This window comes from Pseudomonas sp. 382 (genome assembly GCF_002759075.1).
GTDB classification, from domain to species: Bacteria; Pseudomonadota; Gammaproteobacteria; order Pseudomonadales; family Pseudomonadaceae; genus Aquipseudomonas; species Aquipseudomonas vlassakiae.
Window position 1 is genome coordinate 14,734 of the sequence record NZ_PEMX01000045.1, and the last position, 16,973, is coordinate 31,706.

16 protein-coding genes and 1 pseudogene are annotated in these 16,973 nt (G+C 59.1%); 9 read left to right on the forward strand and 8 right to left on the reverse strand.

Annotated elements, in window-relative coordinates:
• Position 1 precedes the first annotated feature (1 nt).
• Both CQW31_RS28170 and CQW31_RS28175 read right to left on the reverse strand, forming a co-directional pair.
• Complete coding sequence (locus CQW31_RS28170; RefSeq protein ID WP_033690795.1) at positions 2–304, reverse strand: AzlD family protein; 303 nt, start codon at positions 302–304, stop codon at positions 2–4.
• Complete coding sequence (locus CQW31_RS28175; protein WP_009684896.1) at positions 301–1,020, reverse strand: AzlC family ABC transporter permease; 720 nt, start codon at positions 1,018–1,020, stop codon at positions 301–303. The genes CQW31_RS28170 and CQW31_RS28175 overlap by 4 nt, the downstream gene beginning before the upstream one ends.
• A gap of 118 nt (positions 1,021–1,138) precedes the next feature.
• On the opposite strand from CQW31_RS28175, the gene CQW31_RS28180 reads away from it, so the two are divergent.
• Positions 1,139–1,603, forward strand: coding sequence for an Lrp/AsnC family transcriptional regulator (locus CQW31_RS28180; RefSeq protein WP_009684897.1), 465 nt, complete (start codon positions 1,139–1,141; stop codon positions 1,601–1,603).
• A 105-nt stretch (positions 1,604–1,708) separates the two neighbouring features.
• On the opposite strand, the gene CQW31_RS28185 is transcribed toward CQW31_RS28180, so the two are convergent.
• The 6 genes and pseudogenes from CQW31_RS28185 to CQW31_RS28210 form a co-directional block, all read right to left on the reverse strand.
• The gene (locus CQW31_RS28185; protein WP_009684898.1) at positions 1,709–2,479 is read right to left on the reverse strand and encodes an SDR family NAD(P)-dependent oxidoreductase; all 771 of its coding nucleotides are present in this window, start codon (positions 2,477–2,479) and stop codon (positions 1,709–1,711) included.
• Positions 2,476–3,293 (reverse strand): annotated as a pseudogene (locus CQW31_RS32285) (NAD(P)H-quinone oxidoreductase). The gene CQW31_RS28185 and the pseudogene CQW31_RS32285 overlap by 4 nt, the downstream one beginning before the upstream one ends.
• A complete protein-coding gene (locus tag CQW31_RS28195; RefSeq protein WP_009684901.1) occupies positions 3,290–3,994 on the reverse strand; it encodes an ABC transporter ATP-binding protein in 705 nt (234 codons plus the stop codon). Before CQW31_RS28195 ends, CQW31_RS32285 begins: the two are co-directional and overlap by 4 nt.
• Positions 3,981–5,759 (reverse strand): ATP-binding cassette domain-containing protein, encoded by a 1,779-nt coding sequence (locus CQW31_RS28200; RefSeq protein ID WP_009684902.1) that lies wholly within the window; start codon positions 5,757–5,759, stop codon positions 3,981–3,983. The genes CQW31_RS28195 and CQW31_RS28200 overlap by 14 nt, the downstream gene beginning before the upstream one ends.
• 10 nt (positions 5,760–5,769) lie before the next feature.
• A complete protein-coding gene (locus tag CQW31_RS28205) occupies positions 5,770–6,648 on the reverse strand; it encodes a branched-chain amino acid ABC transporter permease (protein WP_009684903.1) in 879 nt (292 codons plus the stop codon).
• Positions 6,649–6,712: 64 nt separating this feature from the next.
• Positions 6,713–7,924, reverse strand: a complete 1,212-nt coding sequence (locus CQW31_RS28210; protein ID WP_009684904.1) for an ABC transporter substrate-binding protein — start codon at positions 7,922–7,924, stop codon at positions 6,713–6,715.
• Positions 7,925–8,121: 197 nt separating this feature from the next.
• Here CQW31_RS28210 and CQW31_RS28215 point away from each other — a divergent pair, with 197 nt between their 5' ends.
• The 8 genes from CQW31_RS28215 (at position 8,122) to CQW31_RS28245 (ending at position 16,762) form a co-directional block, all read left to right on the forward strand.
• On the forward strand, positions 8,122–9,159 hold the full coding sequence (locus CQW31_RS28215; protein ID WP_016486890.1) for a substrate-binding domain-containing protein: 1,038 nt from the start codon (positions 8,122–8,124) through the stop codon (positions 9,157–9,159).
• Positions 9,160–9,205: 46 nt separating this feature from the next.
• Positions 9,206–10,114, forward strand: a complete 909-nt coding sequence (locus CQW31_RS28220) for a LysR family transcriptional regulator (protein ID WP_009684906.1) — start codon at positions 9,206–9,208, stop codon at positions 10,112–10,114.
• Positions 10,115–10,296: 182 nt separating this feature from the next.
• On the forward strand, positions 10,297–11,730 hold the full coding sequence (locus tag CQW31_RS28225; RefSeq protein ID WP_009684907.1) for an aldehyde dehydrogenase family protein: 1,434 nt from the start codon (positions 10,297–10,299) through the stop codon (positions 11,728–11,730).
• Positions 11,731–11,735: 5 nt separating this feature from the next.
• Positions 11,736–12,554, forward strand: coding sequence for a shikimate dehydrogenase (locus tag CQW31_RS28230; protein WP_016486891.1), 819 nt, complete (start codon positions 11,736–11,738; stop codon positions 12,552–12,554).
• Positions 12,547–14,142, forward strand: a complete 1,596-nt coding sequence (locus CQW31_RS28235) for a GMC family oxidoreductase (RefSeq protein ID WP_009684909.1) — start codon at positions 12,547–12,549, stop codon at positions 14,140–14,142. Before CQW31_RS28230 ends, CQW31_RS28235 begins: the two co-directional genes overlap by 8 nt.
• A gap of 229 nt (positions 14,143–14,371) precedes the next feature.
• Positions 14,372–14,650 carry a hypothetical protein gene (locus tag CQW31_RS31865; RefSeq protein WP_256587447.1) on the forward strand — a complete coding sequence of 93 codons (279 nt, stop codon included), beginning with the start codon at positions 14,372–14,374 and terminating at the stop codon, positions 14,648–14,650.
• A gap of 18 nt (positions 14,651–14,668) precedes the next feature.
• Positions 14,669–15,751, forward strand: a complete 1,083-nt coding sequence (locus CQW31_RS28240) for a nitrate/nitrite transporter (RefSeq protein ID WP_256587448.1) — start codon at positions 14,669–14,671, stop codon at positions 15,749–15,751.
• Positions 15,752–15,799: 48 nt separating this feature from the next.
• On the forward strand, positions 15,800–16,762 hold the full coding sequence (locus CQW31_RS28245; RefSeq protein ID WP_016486894.1) for a cyclase family protein: 963 nt from the start codon (positions 15,800–15,802) through the stop codon (positions 16,760–16,762).
• Positions 16,763–16,973 lie beyond the last annotated feature (211 nt).

Genomic DNA, 16,973 nt, shown 5'->3' on the forward strand with positions numbered 1-16,973 from the left:
TTCAGCTCGGCAAGGCCGTTCGCAGAGCAGCAGTGACAACGATGGCGAATACCACCACCGGGAAGAAGGAGTAACGGGTGGCCGCAACTAGGGTGAGGCCCAAGGCAATCAGGTCAGACGGCTGTCCACTGACGAATTTTGGCGCGATCACTGCAATCAGCACACAACCGGGGGCTGCCTCGAGCACCTGGGTGAGCTGTGGGCCGATGACCCGTTTACGCAACAGCAGAAAACCCATGATGCGAGTCAGGTAAGTGACGACGGCCATCCCAAGGATGGTGACCAAGGTGGTGATATCCATCATGGTTTGGCCCACAGGTAGGCGCTGACCAGTCCTGCAACGGTGCCAGCCAGCACATACCAGCCACCGGGGATCAACAGATAAAAGAGTGCTGCAGTGATTAGACTGAAGAGCCAGGGCAGGGCGGCATGCACACCTTTCCACATGCCCTTGAGCAGTACCAGAAAGACTGCCGCGAAGGCCATGTCGAAGCCGTAGCCATGCAGGTCGCCCAGCAGCGGCCCTACCAATGCGCCGAGGGTGGTAAAGCAGACCCAAGTGCCCCAGAGGCACAACGAAACGCCCATGTAATAGCGCAAGCTGAAGCCTGCGCGTCGGCGCGCATCGGCCAGGCCCATGGCCCAGCTCTCATCGCACATGAAGAACAACGCGCCGAGCGCCTGCCTCAGCGGCAAATCCCGCAGGTAGGGTGCCAAAGTCGCGCCCATCAGCAGGTGTCGGCTATTGACCAGCAAGGTCATGGCTACGATCACCAGGATTGCCGGAGGTGATGTCCAGAGCTCGATAGCGGCGAATTCCGAGCCGCCGCCAAAGTTCAAGCCGGTCATCAGCGCGACCTCGCCTGCAGCAAGACTGCGTTGCGATGCCTGGGCGCCGAGCACCAAGGCAAAGGGAATGAAGCCCAGCAGAACGGGTACGGCAGCTATTGCTCCGCGGCGCAAATCGTCGTTGGGTGTTGTGGCTGGGGGATCACTCAGAGCAGGTTCAATGACATTCATACGCACCTCCGTTGGAGGCAAATTATTTCAATTTGTCGCTGAAATTTGCTTGCGTAATTGCATGATCAGCATGAGCATTTAGCATCCAGTTTCAGAATTTTCCTATAGCGAGAATCCAATGCCAATCAAGCTAGATGCTATCGATCGCCGCATCTTGAGCGCCCTGCAGAGAGATGGTCGCCTGCAAAATCAGGAGCTTGCCAAGCAGGTCGGGCTTTCCCCATCGCCATGCCTGCGTAGGGTCCGCCTGCTGGAGGAATCTGGCGTGATTGAACGCTACGTGGCGCTGGTGGACCCGGCGAAAGTGGCGCTAGGGCTGACTTTGTTCGTCCGGGTTTGGCTCAAGCGCCAGGACCAGGCCACCACCGATGAGTTCATCAACGCCGTCCGCCAGTTACCGCAAGTGGTGGAGTGCCACGTGATGGCAGGCGATTGTGATCTCATGCTTAGAGTAGTGGCAGCAGACCTGGAGGCTTATCGACGCTTCCAGATCGCTCATTTGACAAGCCTGGACGTGGTGCAAAATGTCAAAACCGAGGTTCCAATGGAAAAGATCAAGCTCACTACCGAACTGCCGGTGTAAGTTGTGGCCTCGATTTTATTGCGGGCGTTTTGAGCCGATGCCGACAAGGTCCGCGAGCCACCGAAGCCGGCAGCCCGCGTTATTTGATAACGCGTTGGAAAGTAATTAACGCATAAGCCAGCCACCTGCCACATCCAGCACCTGGCCAGTGATAAATGCGCTATCTGGCGCACTCAGATAGCACGCCGCGTCGGCGACCTCACACGGCTGCCCCAGCCTGAGCAACGGCGTATCGGCGATCACTGCTTCATTGGCTGCGGAGGCAACCGTCTTCAACAGAGGGGTTTCGATGCGCCCAGGTGCCAGAGCATTGGCCGTGATGCCATAGGCACCGAGTTCTCCGGCCAGGTGTCGGGTAAAGCCAATGATGGCCGCCTTGGTAGCGCTGTAGTGTGCTGCGACCAAAGGTAGGTACGCACTGCCTGCCACCGAGGACATGTTGATGATGCGGCCGAAGCGTTGCTCGACCATCGAGGGCGAAAGCAAACGTGACAGGTTGAACGCGCCGTTCAGATTTACCGCAACCACCTGCTGCCATTCCGTTGGGCTCATCTGCCAGATCGGGGCAGGCTTGCCCTCATGCTTTGGGGAAATTCCCGCATTGTTGATGAGCGTATCCACGCGACCGATTTCCTCAGCCAGCAGCGCACAGGCATGCTGGCATTGTTCAAAGTCGCCAACATCTGCAGCTTGCCAGGCAACGTGGAAGCCCTGGGCGCGCAGTGCTTCACCTTGTGCTTGCACGGCTTGCGGGTTGAGGTCGAGTAGCGCAACGCGGGCACCTTCTTCGCAATAGCGTTGTGCGATAGCCGCGCCGATACCGCTTGCCGCGCCTGAAACCAGAACATTTCTACCGCTGTGACGTCCTGCAATCATGGGTTTATCTCCAACATTATCTTGCCGATGTGACGACTGGTCTCCATCAGCGCATGAGCTTGTGCGGCCTGATACAGAGGGAAAGTAGAGTGAATAACCGGCAGGCAGAGACCGGAATCGAGCAGAGGCCAGACGTGGACCTGCAAAGCGTCGGCGATCGCCTCCTTCTCTGCTTTGGGTCGGGCGCGAAGTGTCGAGCCGGTAAACGTCAGGCGCTTGAGCATGATCGGCATGACGTTCAGGTCCACCTGGCTGCCTTCGAGGAAGGCGATTTGCACAAGCCGGCCTTCCACGGCCAGCGCATCGATATTTCGTTGCAGGTAGCTACCCCCGACCATATCGAGGATCAGGTTGACCCCCTTGCCTGCGGTTTCGGCGTCGATCACCTCGACGAAGTCTTCTTCGTGGTAGTTGATGACCCTGCTGGCGCCTGCGCTACGACAGGCCTGTAACCAACGGGAACCCGCAGGCAATGCGCGGCCGGTGCACAACAGTACTCGGCATAACCGCCCCCCGGCGTGAGTGCACAGACGTGCGTGCCAACCTGCACGTTCTGTACGCCAGCGCCGACAGCCACGACTTCACCGGAGACTTCCAGGCCCAGGTAAGGTGAAGCATCAACAGGGGGCGGATAGCTGCCGGAGCGTTGCAAAATGTCCGGGCGATTCACGCCGGCATACGCAACCCGGATCAGCACTTCGTCAGCGGCCGGGGTCGGGATGTCAGCCTCGGTCAGATGCAGGCAAGCAGCACTGCCTCCTGGGCGGTGTTCAATCAACAGCATCTTCTGCTCCATAGTCTGCCGCTCCTTCATAGCCCCAGGTACGCCCGCTTGACATGGGGATTCTCCAGCAGTTCTTGCCCTGTGCCTGTCAGGGTGATGCTGCCGTTCTCCAGCACGTAGCCGCGATGAGCGACACGCAGGGTATGGACGATGTTCTGCTCGACGATCAGTACCGTGGTACCCAGCGCGAGGATCTTGTCGATGATGCCGAACACTTGGGAAACCAGCAGCGGCGACAATCCCAGAGACGGCTCGTCGAAAATCAGCAATTTGGGATCAGACATCAGCCCGCGTGCGATGGCGACCATCTGTTGCTCACCACCCGATAGTGAACCGGCATGTTGCTCCAATCGCTCACGTACCCGCGGGAACAGCTCCAGCACTTGTTCCAGGCGTTGCTTGACCGCAGGCCGAGCGGCCTTTTTATAGGCTCCCATCAGCAGGTTGTCGCGTACGCTGATGAACGGGAACAACTGGCGCCCTTCGGGAATCAGCGTGACGCCGGCAGCGACAATCTCGTCAGGGGCACACCCGTCGAGGCGGCGGCCTTCGAATTCGACCGTGCCGAGAGAGGGGCGGATCAGGCCGCAGAGGCTGCGAAGTGTTGTGGTCTTGCCGGCTCCATTCGCGCCTACCAAGGTCACCACTTCACCCGCCTTGACCTCGAGAGAGACGCCTCGCAGGACCTCCGTATTGCCATAGCCAGCATGGATGTTTTCAAGCCGCAGCATGGTCGTACTCCTTGCCCAGATAAGCTTCGATGACTTGCGGATTGGTCACCACAGCTTGTGGTTCGCCATCCATCAGTACCGCGCCGGTACTGATCACCACGATGCGGTCGGACAAGGTCATGGTTGCCTGCATGATGTGCTCGATCATCAGCACACTGACCCCCGTGTCACGCACACGGCGGATGATCTCGATGGCCTTGCCGACATCGGTGGGGTTCAGGCCCGCCATGACTTCATCCAGCAGTAGGACGCGCGGGCGCGTGGCCAACGCACGGGCCATTTCCAGGCGTTTCATGCCACCGACCGTGAGGTTGCGTGCGCGGGTGTCGAGCAGTGGGCCAAGGTCGGTGAGGGCGGCAACCTTGGTGGCGATCTGCCGGGCTTCGACGGGGTCGCGGGTGTGCATGAATGCGCCGAGCATGATGTTCTCGCACACGCTCAGGTCAGCGAACGGCTGCACGATCTGGAACGTACGGCCAATGCCGGCCACGGCGAACTGCGCAGGGCTGGACGGCGTTACCCACTGACCGGCTGCCGTGCGTACCTTCACCTGGCCCGAGGAGGGCTGGATAAATCCCGAGAGTTGGTTGAACACGGTGGTCTTGCCGGCACCGTTGGGGCCGATCACACCCACGATCTCACCCTCGTTGAGGGTCAGCGACACGTCGTTGGTCGCGTGCAACCCGCCGAAAAACTTGTGCAGGTTTTCCGCGACCAGAATCGGTTGGCCCGTATGCTTCGACGGCTGGGATACCGGGCGTGCTGCGGCTGGCGGCACGGTGTTGGGCTTGCCGCCAGGTAGCCGGTCCACCCACGCACTGACCCTCTGCCCGAAGCGCCCTACCAGGCCTTGTGGAATTGTCAGGACAAAGGCTACCAGCACCAGTCCATAGACAAGCCCGTGTACGCCGCTGCCGGCGTCGCCTAGCCAGCCACGTGCAAGCTCTGCCAGCGGCAACACGATCAGGGTACCGATCAGAGGCCCCGACAAGGTCCCAAGGCCTCCAATCAGGGCGAACATGGCGATCTGGATGGACAGCTCCAGCGAGAACATGGCACCAGGCTCGATGAAGGTCAGGTACATGGCGTGGAAGCTTCCGATCAGGCTGGTCAGCGCCGCGGACAACGCCACGGCGATCAGTTTGACCTTGACTGCGTTGACGCCCACGGCCTGGGCTGCGTCCTCGCGCTCGCGTACAGCGATCAGGTAATAGCCCAGGCGCGAATGCTTGATTTTCCACGAAACCAGCAAGGTGATTGCAAGGAAACCGAATGCGATCAACAGGTAAGGCCAACGTGCGCGGAACAGCATCCACTCCGCCCCCAGCTTCAGAGGCACGGCCAGGCCCGCAGCGCCGCCGGTGAGGTCATGCTGATTGATGACCAGCAGGCGCACTACCTCCAGTACAGCAATGGTCGCTAAGGCGAAGAAAGGCCCACGCAGTCGGAAGCAGGGCCAGCTGATAACTACGGCCAGCACGGTGGACACGACCGCGCCCACAAGCATGCCGAGCCACGGGCTCATGCCGAGGTGCAGCAGCAGGAGGGTGCTGACGTAGGCGCCGGTGCCATAGAACACCGCATGGCCCAGGGACAGCTGGCCTGCGAAGCCGCCGACGATGTTCCAGGCACTGGCCAGTGCTGCATAGCTGCAGATCAGGATGAACAGGTGGAAGACAAAGTTCGAGCCCGCCGAGAACGGGATGATCAGCAACAGCGACAGCGCTGCAAAGCTGAGGTAGATGCGCGGATGAAGAAAGTTCATCGGTTAGCTCCTATTCTGAGCCACGCCCGGCACCGAACAGACCGGTGGGGCGGAAAATGAGAATCGCCAGGAAAATCAGGAAGTACACGACTTCCTTGAGGTCAGGGGCGATGTAATAGCCAGCCAGGCTGTCGACGACGCCGATCAGCAACGAACCAACCAAGGCACCGGAGAGGCTGCCAAGTCCACCTAGCACCACGATGACGAACGCGGTGAGGACGAAGAAGGTGCCGAAGGTCGGAAACACCGGGTACTGCGGCGCGATCATCGCCGCCGCCAGCCCCAGGCAGGCGCAGCCCAGGCCAAAGGCGAAGATGTAGATGCGGTTTACGTTCACCCCCATGAGCAACGCGGCATTGCGGTGCTGTGCCGTGGCGCGCACGGCGCGCCCCAGGAAGGTGTTGTGCAGGAACCAGTGCAGGCCGCCGACCAGTGCCAGCGAAACCATGAACGTCAGTAACTGGCCGGTGTTAGCCCGCAGCGGGCCGACGGCCAAACTGCCGGCCCCCACACCGCTCGGATTGCTCACGGTGAGCACATCGGCACCGAATACCATCAGCGCAGCGTTCATCAGGGCGATCGACACCCCAACCGTGGCGAAGATCTGAATGTGCCCTTCGGCGGCCAATAGGGGTTGGATGATGAAGCGCTGCATGCCCGCGCCCAGCACAAACAGCAGCGCCACTGCAGGAATGACCGTGGCGTAGGGGTGCAGGCCGAAATGCACGTTCATCAGGTACACCGCGTACATGCCGATCATCAGGAACTCGCCATGGGCGAAGTTGACCACCCGGACGATGCCAAAAATCAGCGTCAGACCGATGCTGATGATGGCGAGCGTGCCACCCAGCAACACACCGTTCAGCAGAAGTTGCAGGAAGATATCCATGAAAGGTCCTCATGCGCAGGCGGCGCGCCACAAGCACGACGCGGGCCTGCGTACAGCGTGTGGGTCAGGGCTGGCTGGCCAGAGTGGCCTGGGCAACGGCGGCGGCTTGGGGATAGACGGTTTTAAGCACGCCCTGCTGCCACTGCATGATGGTGGTTTGTGCGCGCTCGTTCTGGCCATTGGCAGCGAACTTCGCACCGATGTTCGCGGCGGTCTGACCGATCGGAATGTCGATCGTCTTTACCGCTTCGCGGATGTCTTCGGCATCGAGCGATTTGGCGCTGGCCATGGCATCGAGGAATACCTTGGCGCCGACATAGTTGATCAGGCTGTGGCCTGAGCGCGGCTCGCTGCCGTAGCGTGCGCGATAGGCTTCGGCGAAGGCAGCGATGCCCGGTGCACCGGCCTCGTTGGTCTGGAACTGCGGGAAATCGACGTCCAGTACGCCTTCGATGTTCTGCGCGCCGACCACCTTGACGGTGTCCTGCATGGAATAGCCTCCACCGGCACCGATGATGGCCTTAGGCGCAAAGCCGGCTTCACGGATCTGTCGGAAGAACAGGGTGGTGTCGTTCTGGTAGGAGGTTTGCAACACAACATCGGCGCCAGCGCCTTTGAGGCGCAGGATAAGTGACGAAAGGTCGACGGCTTTGGCGGAGTAGGGCAGCACCTCCACCACTTGCAAGCCTTCCTTGGCCGCCAACTCTTTCTGGAAGTTGGCGATGGTCGTGCCGTACAGCGCGTCTTCATGAATGATCGCAATCTTCAGGCTCTTGGCATCAACCTTCAGTTGAGGAGCGACCAGTTGGGTGATGGCGGTGATGGTGCCTTCGGCGAAATTACGAGCGGTGGGGTTGCTGCGATAAACGTTTTGAAGCCCACGATCGGTGATGTTGTCGGCCACGGCTCCGAGCTCGAAATAAGGAATGCCGGCCAGCTCGGTCACTTGCGTGGCGGCGAAAGACAATGCCGAGGAGTAACTGCCGAACACCGCAGCGACGTTGTCGCTGGAGGTAAGCCGGCGAGCGGCGCTGACCGCTTGCGCGGCATCCACTGCATCGGCCTTGATCAGCTTGATTCGCTCACCGTTGAGGCCGCCAGCGGCATTGCGCTGCTCCACGGCCAATTCGACCCCGCGAAAACTCTCATCGCCCAGCAGTGCGAGGGCTCCGCTGAGTGGGTAGAGGGCACCTATTGGCACATCGGCATGTGCGGTGAGCGAGACTGACAGGGTAAGGGCAGCAAGGCCATTGATGGCCCAGGGCATGATTTTCATTGTGTTGCCTCCTGGTGTATCAGCCATGCCGCATGGATTTGAACCGGTTCAATTACAGGGTCAAAAAAAACGCCTGGCAAGGCGTGGGCTGCGTGGCTGTGGTCTTATTGTTGATTCAGGACGACTTTGTTCATAAATGAACCGGTTCATTTTTAAGTCTGGTGATACACTGCTGTCAAGCAGGAGTTACCACCACCATGACAAAAAACGACAAACCAAAACTGCGCGACGTGGCACGTCTGGCCGGCGTTTCACTGGGCAGTGCTTCTCGTGCCTTGTCCAACCCGGACCAGGTCAAACCAAGCACGCTTGCCAAGGTCGATGCGGCTGTACGGCAGCTGCAGTATGTGATGGACGGCGCTGCGCGAGCCCTCGCATTACGGCGTACCTTCAGTGTCGCTGCGATCTTCCCCACATTGAACAACCCGATCTACGCTGACTCGATCCAGGCGCTGCAGCAGCGGCTCAATACAAGTGGCTACCAACTGATCATTGCCTCGCACGAGTACGATCGTGAGCGAGAGCTTTCCAGTGTGCGTAACTTTATCGAAAGAGGTGTGGAAGGGATTTTCCTGGTGGGCACAGACCATGATCCTGCGGTGTTCGAACTGTTGCAGCGATCACAGCGCCCCTACGTCCTGATGTGGTCGGTGGATGATTGCCGTGAACACTGCGCGGTGGGCTTCAGCAATGTGCGGGGAGGCGAGTTGATCGCGGACCATGTGCTTGCGCTAGGCCACCGGGACGTTGCAATTCTCACCGGACAGCGCCAGTACAACGAGCGTGCCAGGTATCGAATCGAAGGGGTGCGTAAACGCTTTGCGCAGATGGGGCTCGATATTCCTGAAAACCGGATCATCGAACAGCCATTCAGCCTTGACGGCGGACGCGCCGGTTTCGAGCAGGTGTTTGCCATGCAACCGCGACCGACTGCGCTGGTTTGCACCACAGACCTGCTGGCGCTGGGGGCCTGCGAGCAAGCTAAACGTCGGGGAGTCTGCGTGCCGACGCAGATGACCATCACCGGCTTCGACGACATCAGTTTCAGCGCGATTGCATCGCCCTCATTGACCTCGATCAGGATCCCGATTTTCGAAATCGGGCAACTCAGCGCCGACATGATGATTGCGCAGGTCGAAGGTATCCAGATTGAGCGGGTTGTCGAACTGGACATTTCACTGGTCACGCGCGAAAGCAGCGCGAGTCCAAGTGTTGATCTGCCAAACCGTAAATAGCGCTTGAACTGAGGCACTCACCTTGGACAAAGAAAACTACGCGCAGATGCTTGCTTTTTTGTGGGCCTATGAGCATCGGAGCTTCTCGGCCGCTGCTCGGGCCAATGACCTGTCGCCATCAGCGATCAGCAAACTTGTCACTCGCTTGGAAGATCGCCTTTCAGTACGCCTGTTTCAGCGCGGGAGCCGAGCCTTGACGCTAACCGAGGAGGGGGCGGTCTACCTGACCAGTGCCCGTGCGGTCATGGACGCCATGGCGGAAGCCGACTCCCTCGCCGAGCTTTTTCCTGGCCGGCTAAGCGGAAGTTTGCGCATCCATACGATGGCGACGTTCGCCAAGCATCAGATCATACCTTGGCTGCCAGACTTCCTGGCTGATCATCCGGATCTCTCGGTGACCATCGAGGTGGGCGCGCAGTATGTTGATCAGTTCGATCACGGCCTGGATGTTGCCATTCACAGTGGTGTATTGCCTGATTCATCGCGCGTTGCCAGACGTATTGGTGAGGCCCAATGGATTACCTGCGCTGCTCCTTCCTACCTGGAGAAGCGTAGTCGGCCGCAAACGCCTGCCGACCTGCTCGAACACGATTGCTTCCACTTCGCGTTCAACAGCCCCTGGAACATCTGGAGCTACGAGCACGCTGGCGAGACAACGATCGTTCCCATCAAGCCCCGTTCGACATTCACACAAGGGGACTTGCTGCGCTCGCTCGCGTTGAATGGTGGCGGCATTGTTCGACTCGCCGATTTCCATATCGGTAAGGACCTGAGAGCCGGGCGATTGCTGCCGGTGCTGGAGTCTTATCAAAGCCGCATCGCGCAGCCGATTTATCTGATCTACCCAAACCGCAAGAATGTCAGTCCCCGTATCAGGGCCTTTATCAAGGCGATGGAGCAGCATATCGCGCTGAATCCCTGGACGATCCAGCCTCCAGCAAAGGCGAAGCGTTAACAAAAAAGGGGGAGAACCCTGCCTGTCATACTTGCGGTCCTGTGAACTCAGGGAAAACCCCCTTTGCCGTGGAGTCACAACTCGCCTGCGACCTGTTCGATTAAGGTGTCGTCAGTGCCCCGGATAGCATTTCGTAGCTGCCGGACGCGACTGTCCAGACACTCTGTCAATCGGAATAGGCTATGAACAAGAACTACATTGCTGGCCAGTGGGTCGAGGGTGCGAGTATCAATCGCAATATCAACCCATCGGATATCACCGATATCGTCGGCGAATACGCTAGGGCCGATACCCGCCAGGCTGAGCTGGCCGTAGAGGCTGCGCATGATGCGCAACCCACCTGGGCCCGGATGAGCGCTGAACAGCGTGGCGATGCCTTAGACCGGATCGGCTCCGAGATACTCGCACGCAAAGAAGAACTCGGCTTGCTGCTTTCACGGGAGGAGGGCAAGACGCTAGTAGAGGGCGTCGGCGAGGTGGTCCGCGCCGGCAGGGTGTTCAAGTTTTTCGCGGGCGAAGCTCTGCGTCTGTCGGGCGAACGCCTCGCAAATATTCGTCCGGATGTCGAAGCCGAAGTACGGCGCGAGCCTGAAGGCGTAGTGGGCATCATCACTCCTTGGAATTTCCCCATTGCCATCCCCGCCTGGAAAATTGCGCCGGCATTGGCATATGGCAATGCGGTGGTGTTCAAACCGGCAGACCTGGTACCCGCTAGCGCCTGGGCCCTTGCGGAGATCATAAGCCGCGCAGGTCAGCTCCCGGCAGGTGTTTTCAACCTGGTCATGGGCCCAGGCTCCCAGGTTGGCAATGTGTTCGCCAAGCATCCCAAGGTCAGGGCGTTGTCGTTCACCGGGTCAACCCAGACTGGGCGTTCCATCGGCCTCGAATGTATGGCGCGGGGTGCCAAGGTTCAGCTTGAGATGGGCGGTAAGAATCCACTGGTAGTGCTCAACGATGCCAGCCTCGAGCAGGCTGTCGAAGTGGCGGTGCAAGGCGCGTTTTTCTCGACAGGCCAGCGTTGTACTGCCTCAAGTCGCTTCATCGTCGAAGACGCCATTCATGATCGTTTCGTAGCTGCTGTCGTCGAGCGGCTGGCGATGCTGAATATCGACAACGCCACCAAAGCAGGTACGGACATTGGTCCCGTCGTCTGCGAAAGCCAACTGCAGCAGGACTGCGATTACATCGATATTGCCACCCGCGAGGGCGGGCGTCTGGTTTTCGGTGGCGAACGTGTAGTGCGAGCAACTCAGGGCTACTACCTGAACCCGGCACTGATCGTCGACACCGAAAATCATATGCGGATCAACCGCGAGGAAGTGTTCGGGCCAGTCGCCAGTGTGGTTCGCGCCCGGGATTACGATGATGCCCTGCGCCTGGCCAACGATACCGAGTTCGGCTTGTCGTCCGGCATTTGCACCACTTCGCTCAAGCACGCCAGCGACTTCAAGGCACGCTCCACGGCCGGCATGGTGATGGTCAATGTGCCAACGGCGGGGGTCGATTACAACGCTCCTTTCGGCGGGCGCAAAGGCTCCAGCTATGGTGCACGGGAGCAAGGCCCGTTCGCCCGTGAGTTCTATACCGCCATCAAGACCACCTATACACAGGCCTGAGCTCCATGCGCGAACCATCGAATACTCAAAAAATCACCGGAAATACACGGCTCTTTGCCATCGTCGCCGACCCCATTGTGCATGTGAAAACACCAGAAGACATGAACGCACTCATGCGGTCCTGGGGGCATGACAGGGTGATGGTGCCCATTCATGTCGACGAGACTCAGCTTGCTACCGCGGTCGATGGCCTGCGGGCCCTGCAGAATCTGGACGGGTTTGTGGTCACGGTCCCACACAAGAGCGCCATCGTGCCGTTGTGCGACAGCTTGTCACCGGCGGCTCGCCAAGTGGGCGCGGTAAATGTCGTACGTCGGGATGCCGAAGGGCGGCTGCATGGTGACATCCTCGACGGAGTCGGGTTTGTCGCCGGCCTGCGCAACGCGGCGATCGAGCCTGCCGGCAAGACGGTTTATCTCGCTGGGGCCGGTGGCGCCGCGCAAGCGATCGCCTTTGCCCTGGCTGAGGCCGGCGTGGCACTGCTGACAATTGCCAACCGCACCGAGGCCAAAGCACAGCAACTGGTGACCCGCCTCGCGGGATTTTTCCCAGATGTATCTTTCAAGCTGGGGGGCAGGGACCCTTCTGGGCACGACCTGGTGGTGAACGCTACCTCGATGGGACTGCGCGATAGCGATGATTATCCGTGCGAGGTTCAGCGCCTGACCCCGGAGCAAACCGTGGCGGAAATCATCATGCAGCCTGAACATACCCCCTTGCTGGTTGCGGCTGCCGAGCGCGGCTGTCGGGTCCATCCGGGGCGGCCAATGCTGCAGTCCCAGATCGCGCTCATGGCCGCGGCGATGGGAGCAACCCATGAATAACTACGACTATGTCATCGTCGGTGGCGGCACCGCCGGTTGCATCCTGGCCAACCGCCTGACTGCATCAGGCAAACACAGTGTGCTGGTGCTGGAAGCAGGCGGGGAGCCCAATGGCCGTTGGATCCCGATTCCGGCTGGGTTCAGCAAACTGATGGTGGACAAACGTTTCAACTGGGACTTCAAGACCAAACCTGAAGCCGGCACCTACAATCGTGAAATCGCTGTGCCCCGCGGGCGAGGCCTGGGTGGTTCGACGTTGATCAATGGCATGATCTACGTGCGCGGCCAACCAGGCGACTATGACGCATGGGCAGAATCAGGCGCCAAGGGTTGGAACTTCGAAACACTCAAACCTTACTTCAGAAAGATCGAGAATTATGCATCGGGGGATGAGACGCGTGGGCACCAGGGCCCCATGCACATCCACCAGGTCAGCGAGCGTTTCACGCTGTCCACCGCTTTCCTGGAAGCAGCTGCGCAGGATGGTCATCCTCACAATGCTGACTACAACGGCCGGGATCAGACCGGTTTTGGCTACTACCAAGTGGCGCAAAAAGATGGGCGGCGCTGGAGTGTAGTCGACGGCTACCTCAAACCGGCCAGGTCACGGGCAAATCTGCACATCGTCCTCCATGCGCATGTACTGCGGGTCGACGTGCAGGGGAAACGCTGCACGGGCGTAACCTATGTACACAATGGTGAGCAAGTCAGCATCAAAGCCAATGCTGAAGTCATTCTTTGCGCCGGTGCCATCCAGTCTCCGCAGTTGCTGGAATTGTCCGGCATTGGCCAGCCGCAGGTGCTGCTCGCCGCTGGTGTACCACTCAAGCACGAGCTACGCGGGGTCGGGGAGAACTACATCGACCACTTTGCTACCCGCATGAACTGGCGCATGAAGAACGTCGTGACCTTGAATGAGCTGGCACGTGGCTGGCGGCTGGGGCTGGCAGTGACCGAATACTTTACCCGGCGAACCGGCATCCTGACGCTGGGAACCGGCCTGGTGCATGGGTTCATCAAGACCGACCCAGGCTTGCCTACGCCGGATATCCAGTATTTCTTCGTGCACGCCAGCTATGCCAATGCTGCGAATCGGATATTGGACAAGCATCCTGGCATGACCATCGGGGTCAGCCAACTGCGGCCCAAGTCGATTGGTTCGGTGCATATTGAAAGCAGTGACCGAAACGCGATGCCGGCCATTCGTCCCAACATGCTGGCTGCAGACGAAGACCAGCGCTGTATTGTCGAGGGCATGAAGATCGCGCGTCGGATCGTCATGCAGCCAGCCATGGCCCGCTTCGTCGAGGAGGAAACCAGCCCTGGGCTGCAGGCGCAGTCAGATGAACAATGGCTGGAGTTTGCCCGCAAGACAGGGCAGACCATCTACCACCCTCTGGGCACCTGTCGGATGGGCGAAGACGCAAGCGCAGTCGTCGACTCGCGACTTAGGGTGCATGGCTTGCAGGGGCTGCGAGTGGTCGACGCCTCGGTGATGCCTTCCATGGTTTCAGGGAATATCCAGGGCGCGGTAATGGCTGTGGCGGAGCGGGCGGCGGATCTGATCCTTGAGGACTATCTGCCCTAGTTCCCGTGCCAAATGGCAGGCGTAACGCAAGGAGCCTGCCAAGTTGCCGTGCCGCACAGGCAAAGCGGGTTTGCTCTGGGCAGCGATGCTCTGTGCATGCCTGTCGGCATAAGCTTGAACACACTCGTTTCCACGCACCAGGCGTGCTGAGTGAGAGGTTCATGCACCCTCGTGCATGAGCGGGCCAGGAAGCCAATAAATAACAATAATCAAATATCGGAGCTTTCTAATGGAACTTCGCAGCGACCCTCAATCCGCTGTTGGCCTTTCTACAAAAAAAATACAGGGCGCCGGCGCTGTCTCCTGGGGCGCGATGCTGCTGCTCTGGCTGGTGTATGCGCTGGACGCCAATTCACGGCACCTGTTTTTCATGGTGTTGCCTTCAATCACCAGCGAGTTCAAAACCAGCGCTGAAATGGCCGGGTTACTGGCGGCGGTCATCACCATCTCGACATCGTTGCTCGCTGTGCCACTGATGGTATGGGTGGATAAAGGTGGTCATGGCTAGCGGCGCAAATATCGGCATTTGCCTATCGTATTCGCCTATACGCTGTTCACGTTCCTGACGGGCTTCAACTTCCTCACCGCTTCATTGGGCGTGCTGGTGTGCTTGCAGATCCTTTCCCATGCTTTTGGCGGGGTGGGCGAGGCCGTGGAGGTCACCTCCCTGGCCGAGTGGTGGTCCAAGGAGCGTCGCGGCTTCGCGCTCGGTCTTCACCACACGGGTTACCCGTGGGGCACGTTGATTGGTGGTGTGGCGATCAGTGCGCTATTGAACGCCTACGGCCCGGAAAACTGGCGCTATGCGTTCTTGCTGTTCCCGATTCCCATGATCATCGTATTCACCTTGTACTGGAAGTTCAGCACGGCAGCGCGCTATCGAAAATTTACGGCGCATGTCGCCGCCGTTGGTGAAACCGCACCGAGTCTGAGCGATACACCTGCAATCCCGCAAAAAGGTGTGCTTAAGGACGTCCTGCGAAACCCCAATATCAGCGTCATTGCCCTGATCTCGATGTTCGCAATAGTCGGCTACTTCGGCATCAGCTTCTGGTTGCCGCAATACCTCGCGTTCGTTGCGCATTACAACTTTGCCCAAGCCGCAGCGTACTCTGTGCTCTTCACTATCACGGGTGGGATCGGCCAGATCCTGTGGGGATGGCTATCGGATCGAATCGGTCGAAAGTTGAGCCTGGTGATCGTCTTTCTCTGGCTGGGCGTGGGCATGTATCTGTTCCGCTATACCTCGGTCAGCCTCGGGTGGCTGATCGGCGTGCAGTTGTTTGCCGGTTTCGCCATGAATGCGCCCTACACCTTGCTGTATGCGATCGCATTCGACTCAGCCAAACCCGGCACGACTGGCTTGGCAGGCTCGGTGGTTAACGCAGGCATTTACGCGGGTGGTTTCGGCCCGCTGCTGATTGGTTTGTTCATTGGGGCCGGAGGCGGTTTCGAGCAGTCCGCAGGTTATCACCTTGCCCTGGTGTTCATCTCAGCGCTGATGTTCGTGGCGGCACTGTTGACGGCACTGTTCACCCGGGAAACGGCGGGTTGGTTCAAGCGTTATGACCGGTCGCTGGTCAGCCGCAGCGCGTGCAACATGAGTTGAGACGCTCCCTATTCTGATTGATGGTCACAACAACAAACGAGAACAATCATGTCCGATAAAAAAGTACCTCACGTACGTGAACTGCTTAAAGACGCTCCGCGCAATTGGGGTAAGTGGGGCGCTGACGATGAAGTCGGCTGTCTGAACTACCTCACTGCCAAGGAAGCCTTGGAGGGTGTCAGCCAAGTCCGGCAGGGGAAGACCTTTACCCTGCAGGTTCGTATTGGCGATGAGAAGGGCGATCCGGTTTGGCCAGGACGTACTCCGGCGCGGCGTATGAACATCATGGATCGCGGGCACTACAACTGTGGAAAAGGACCGCATTTCCCAGGTTGCTACGAGTATGCTGACGATGTGATGTTTTTCCATCTGCAGGGCTCAACGCAATATGACGCCCTTGGCCACGTGTGGTACGACGATCAGATCTGGAACGGCTACGATGCAGACACCACCATCGGCGGGCTGGCGAAGGCCAGCGTCGCACCGATTGGGGAAAAGGGCGTCGTGGGGCGTGGGATTCTCATCGACATGGCGCGCTTTCGCGACAAGCAGGTGTTGGCACCAGGGGAAACCTTCAATCACGAGGATTTGATGAACGCCGCTGCCGCTCAAGGCGTCAAGATCCAGAAACGCGACATTCTGCTCATTCGTACAGGATGGATCGGTTCGTTCTACTATCGCGACAGCGAAGAGTTCTACAAAGACTTCATCGAACCGGGACTGACCTATAGCCCGGAGCTTGTGCAATGGTTCCAGGACATGGAAATTCCCAACATCGTGACTGACACCATTGCCAACGAAGTAACCGTCGACCCGGTTTCCGGCGTCGCGTTGCCACTGCATAACGCATTGATGCGTAATCTTGGTATTACCCTGACAGAGATTGCGCAGTTGGATCCGCTTGCCGCCGACTGTGCCGAAGATGGGCAATGGACTTTCTTGTACACCGCTGCGCCGCTGAAGGTAGTAGGGGGGACTGGCGCACCGGTCAATCCGATCGTAATCAAGTAGCCTGCGTTGGGGCGCCATAATGGCGCCCTCGCGCTAGAGTCATCTATGCGCAGAACGCAATGCTGAGTGCGACTCGCGCGGGGTTAAGGAAACTCCGAACAAGTTGCCCATCAGCCGGAAATGGACGGCTTGGGCATGCCGAAAAGCCCGATTTTCACCCGCTGATTATTGGATAACCAAGGCACAGCCTTGGTTTTCTGCCCTCACGGGC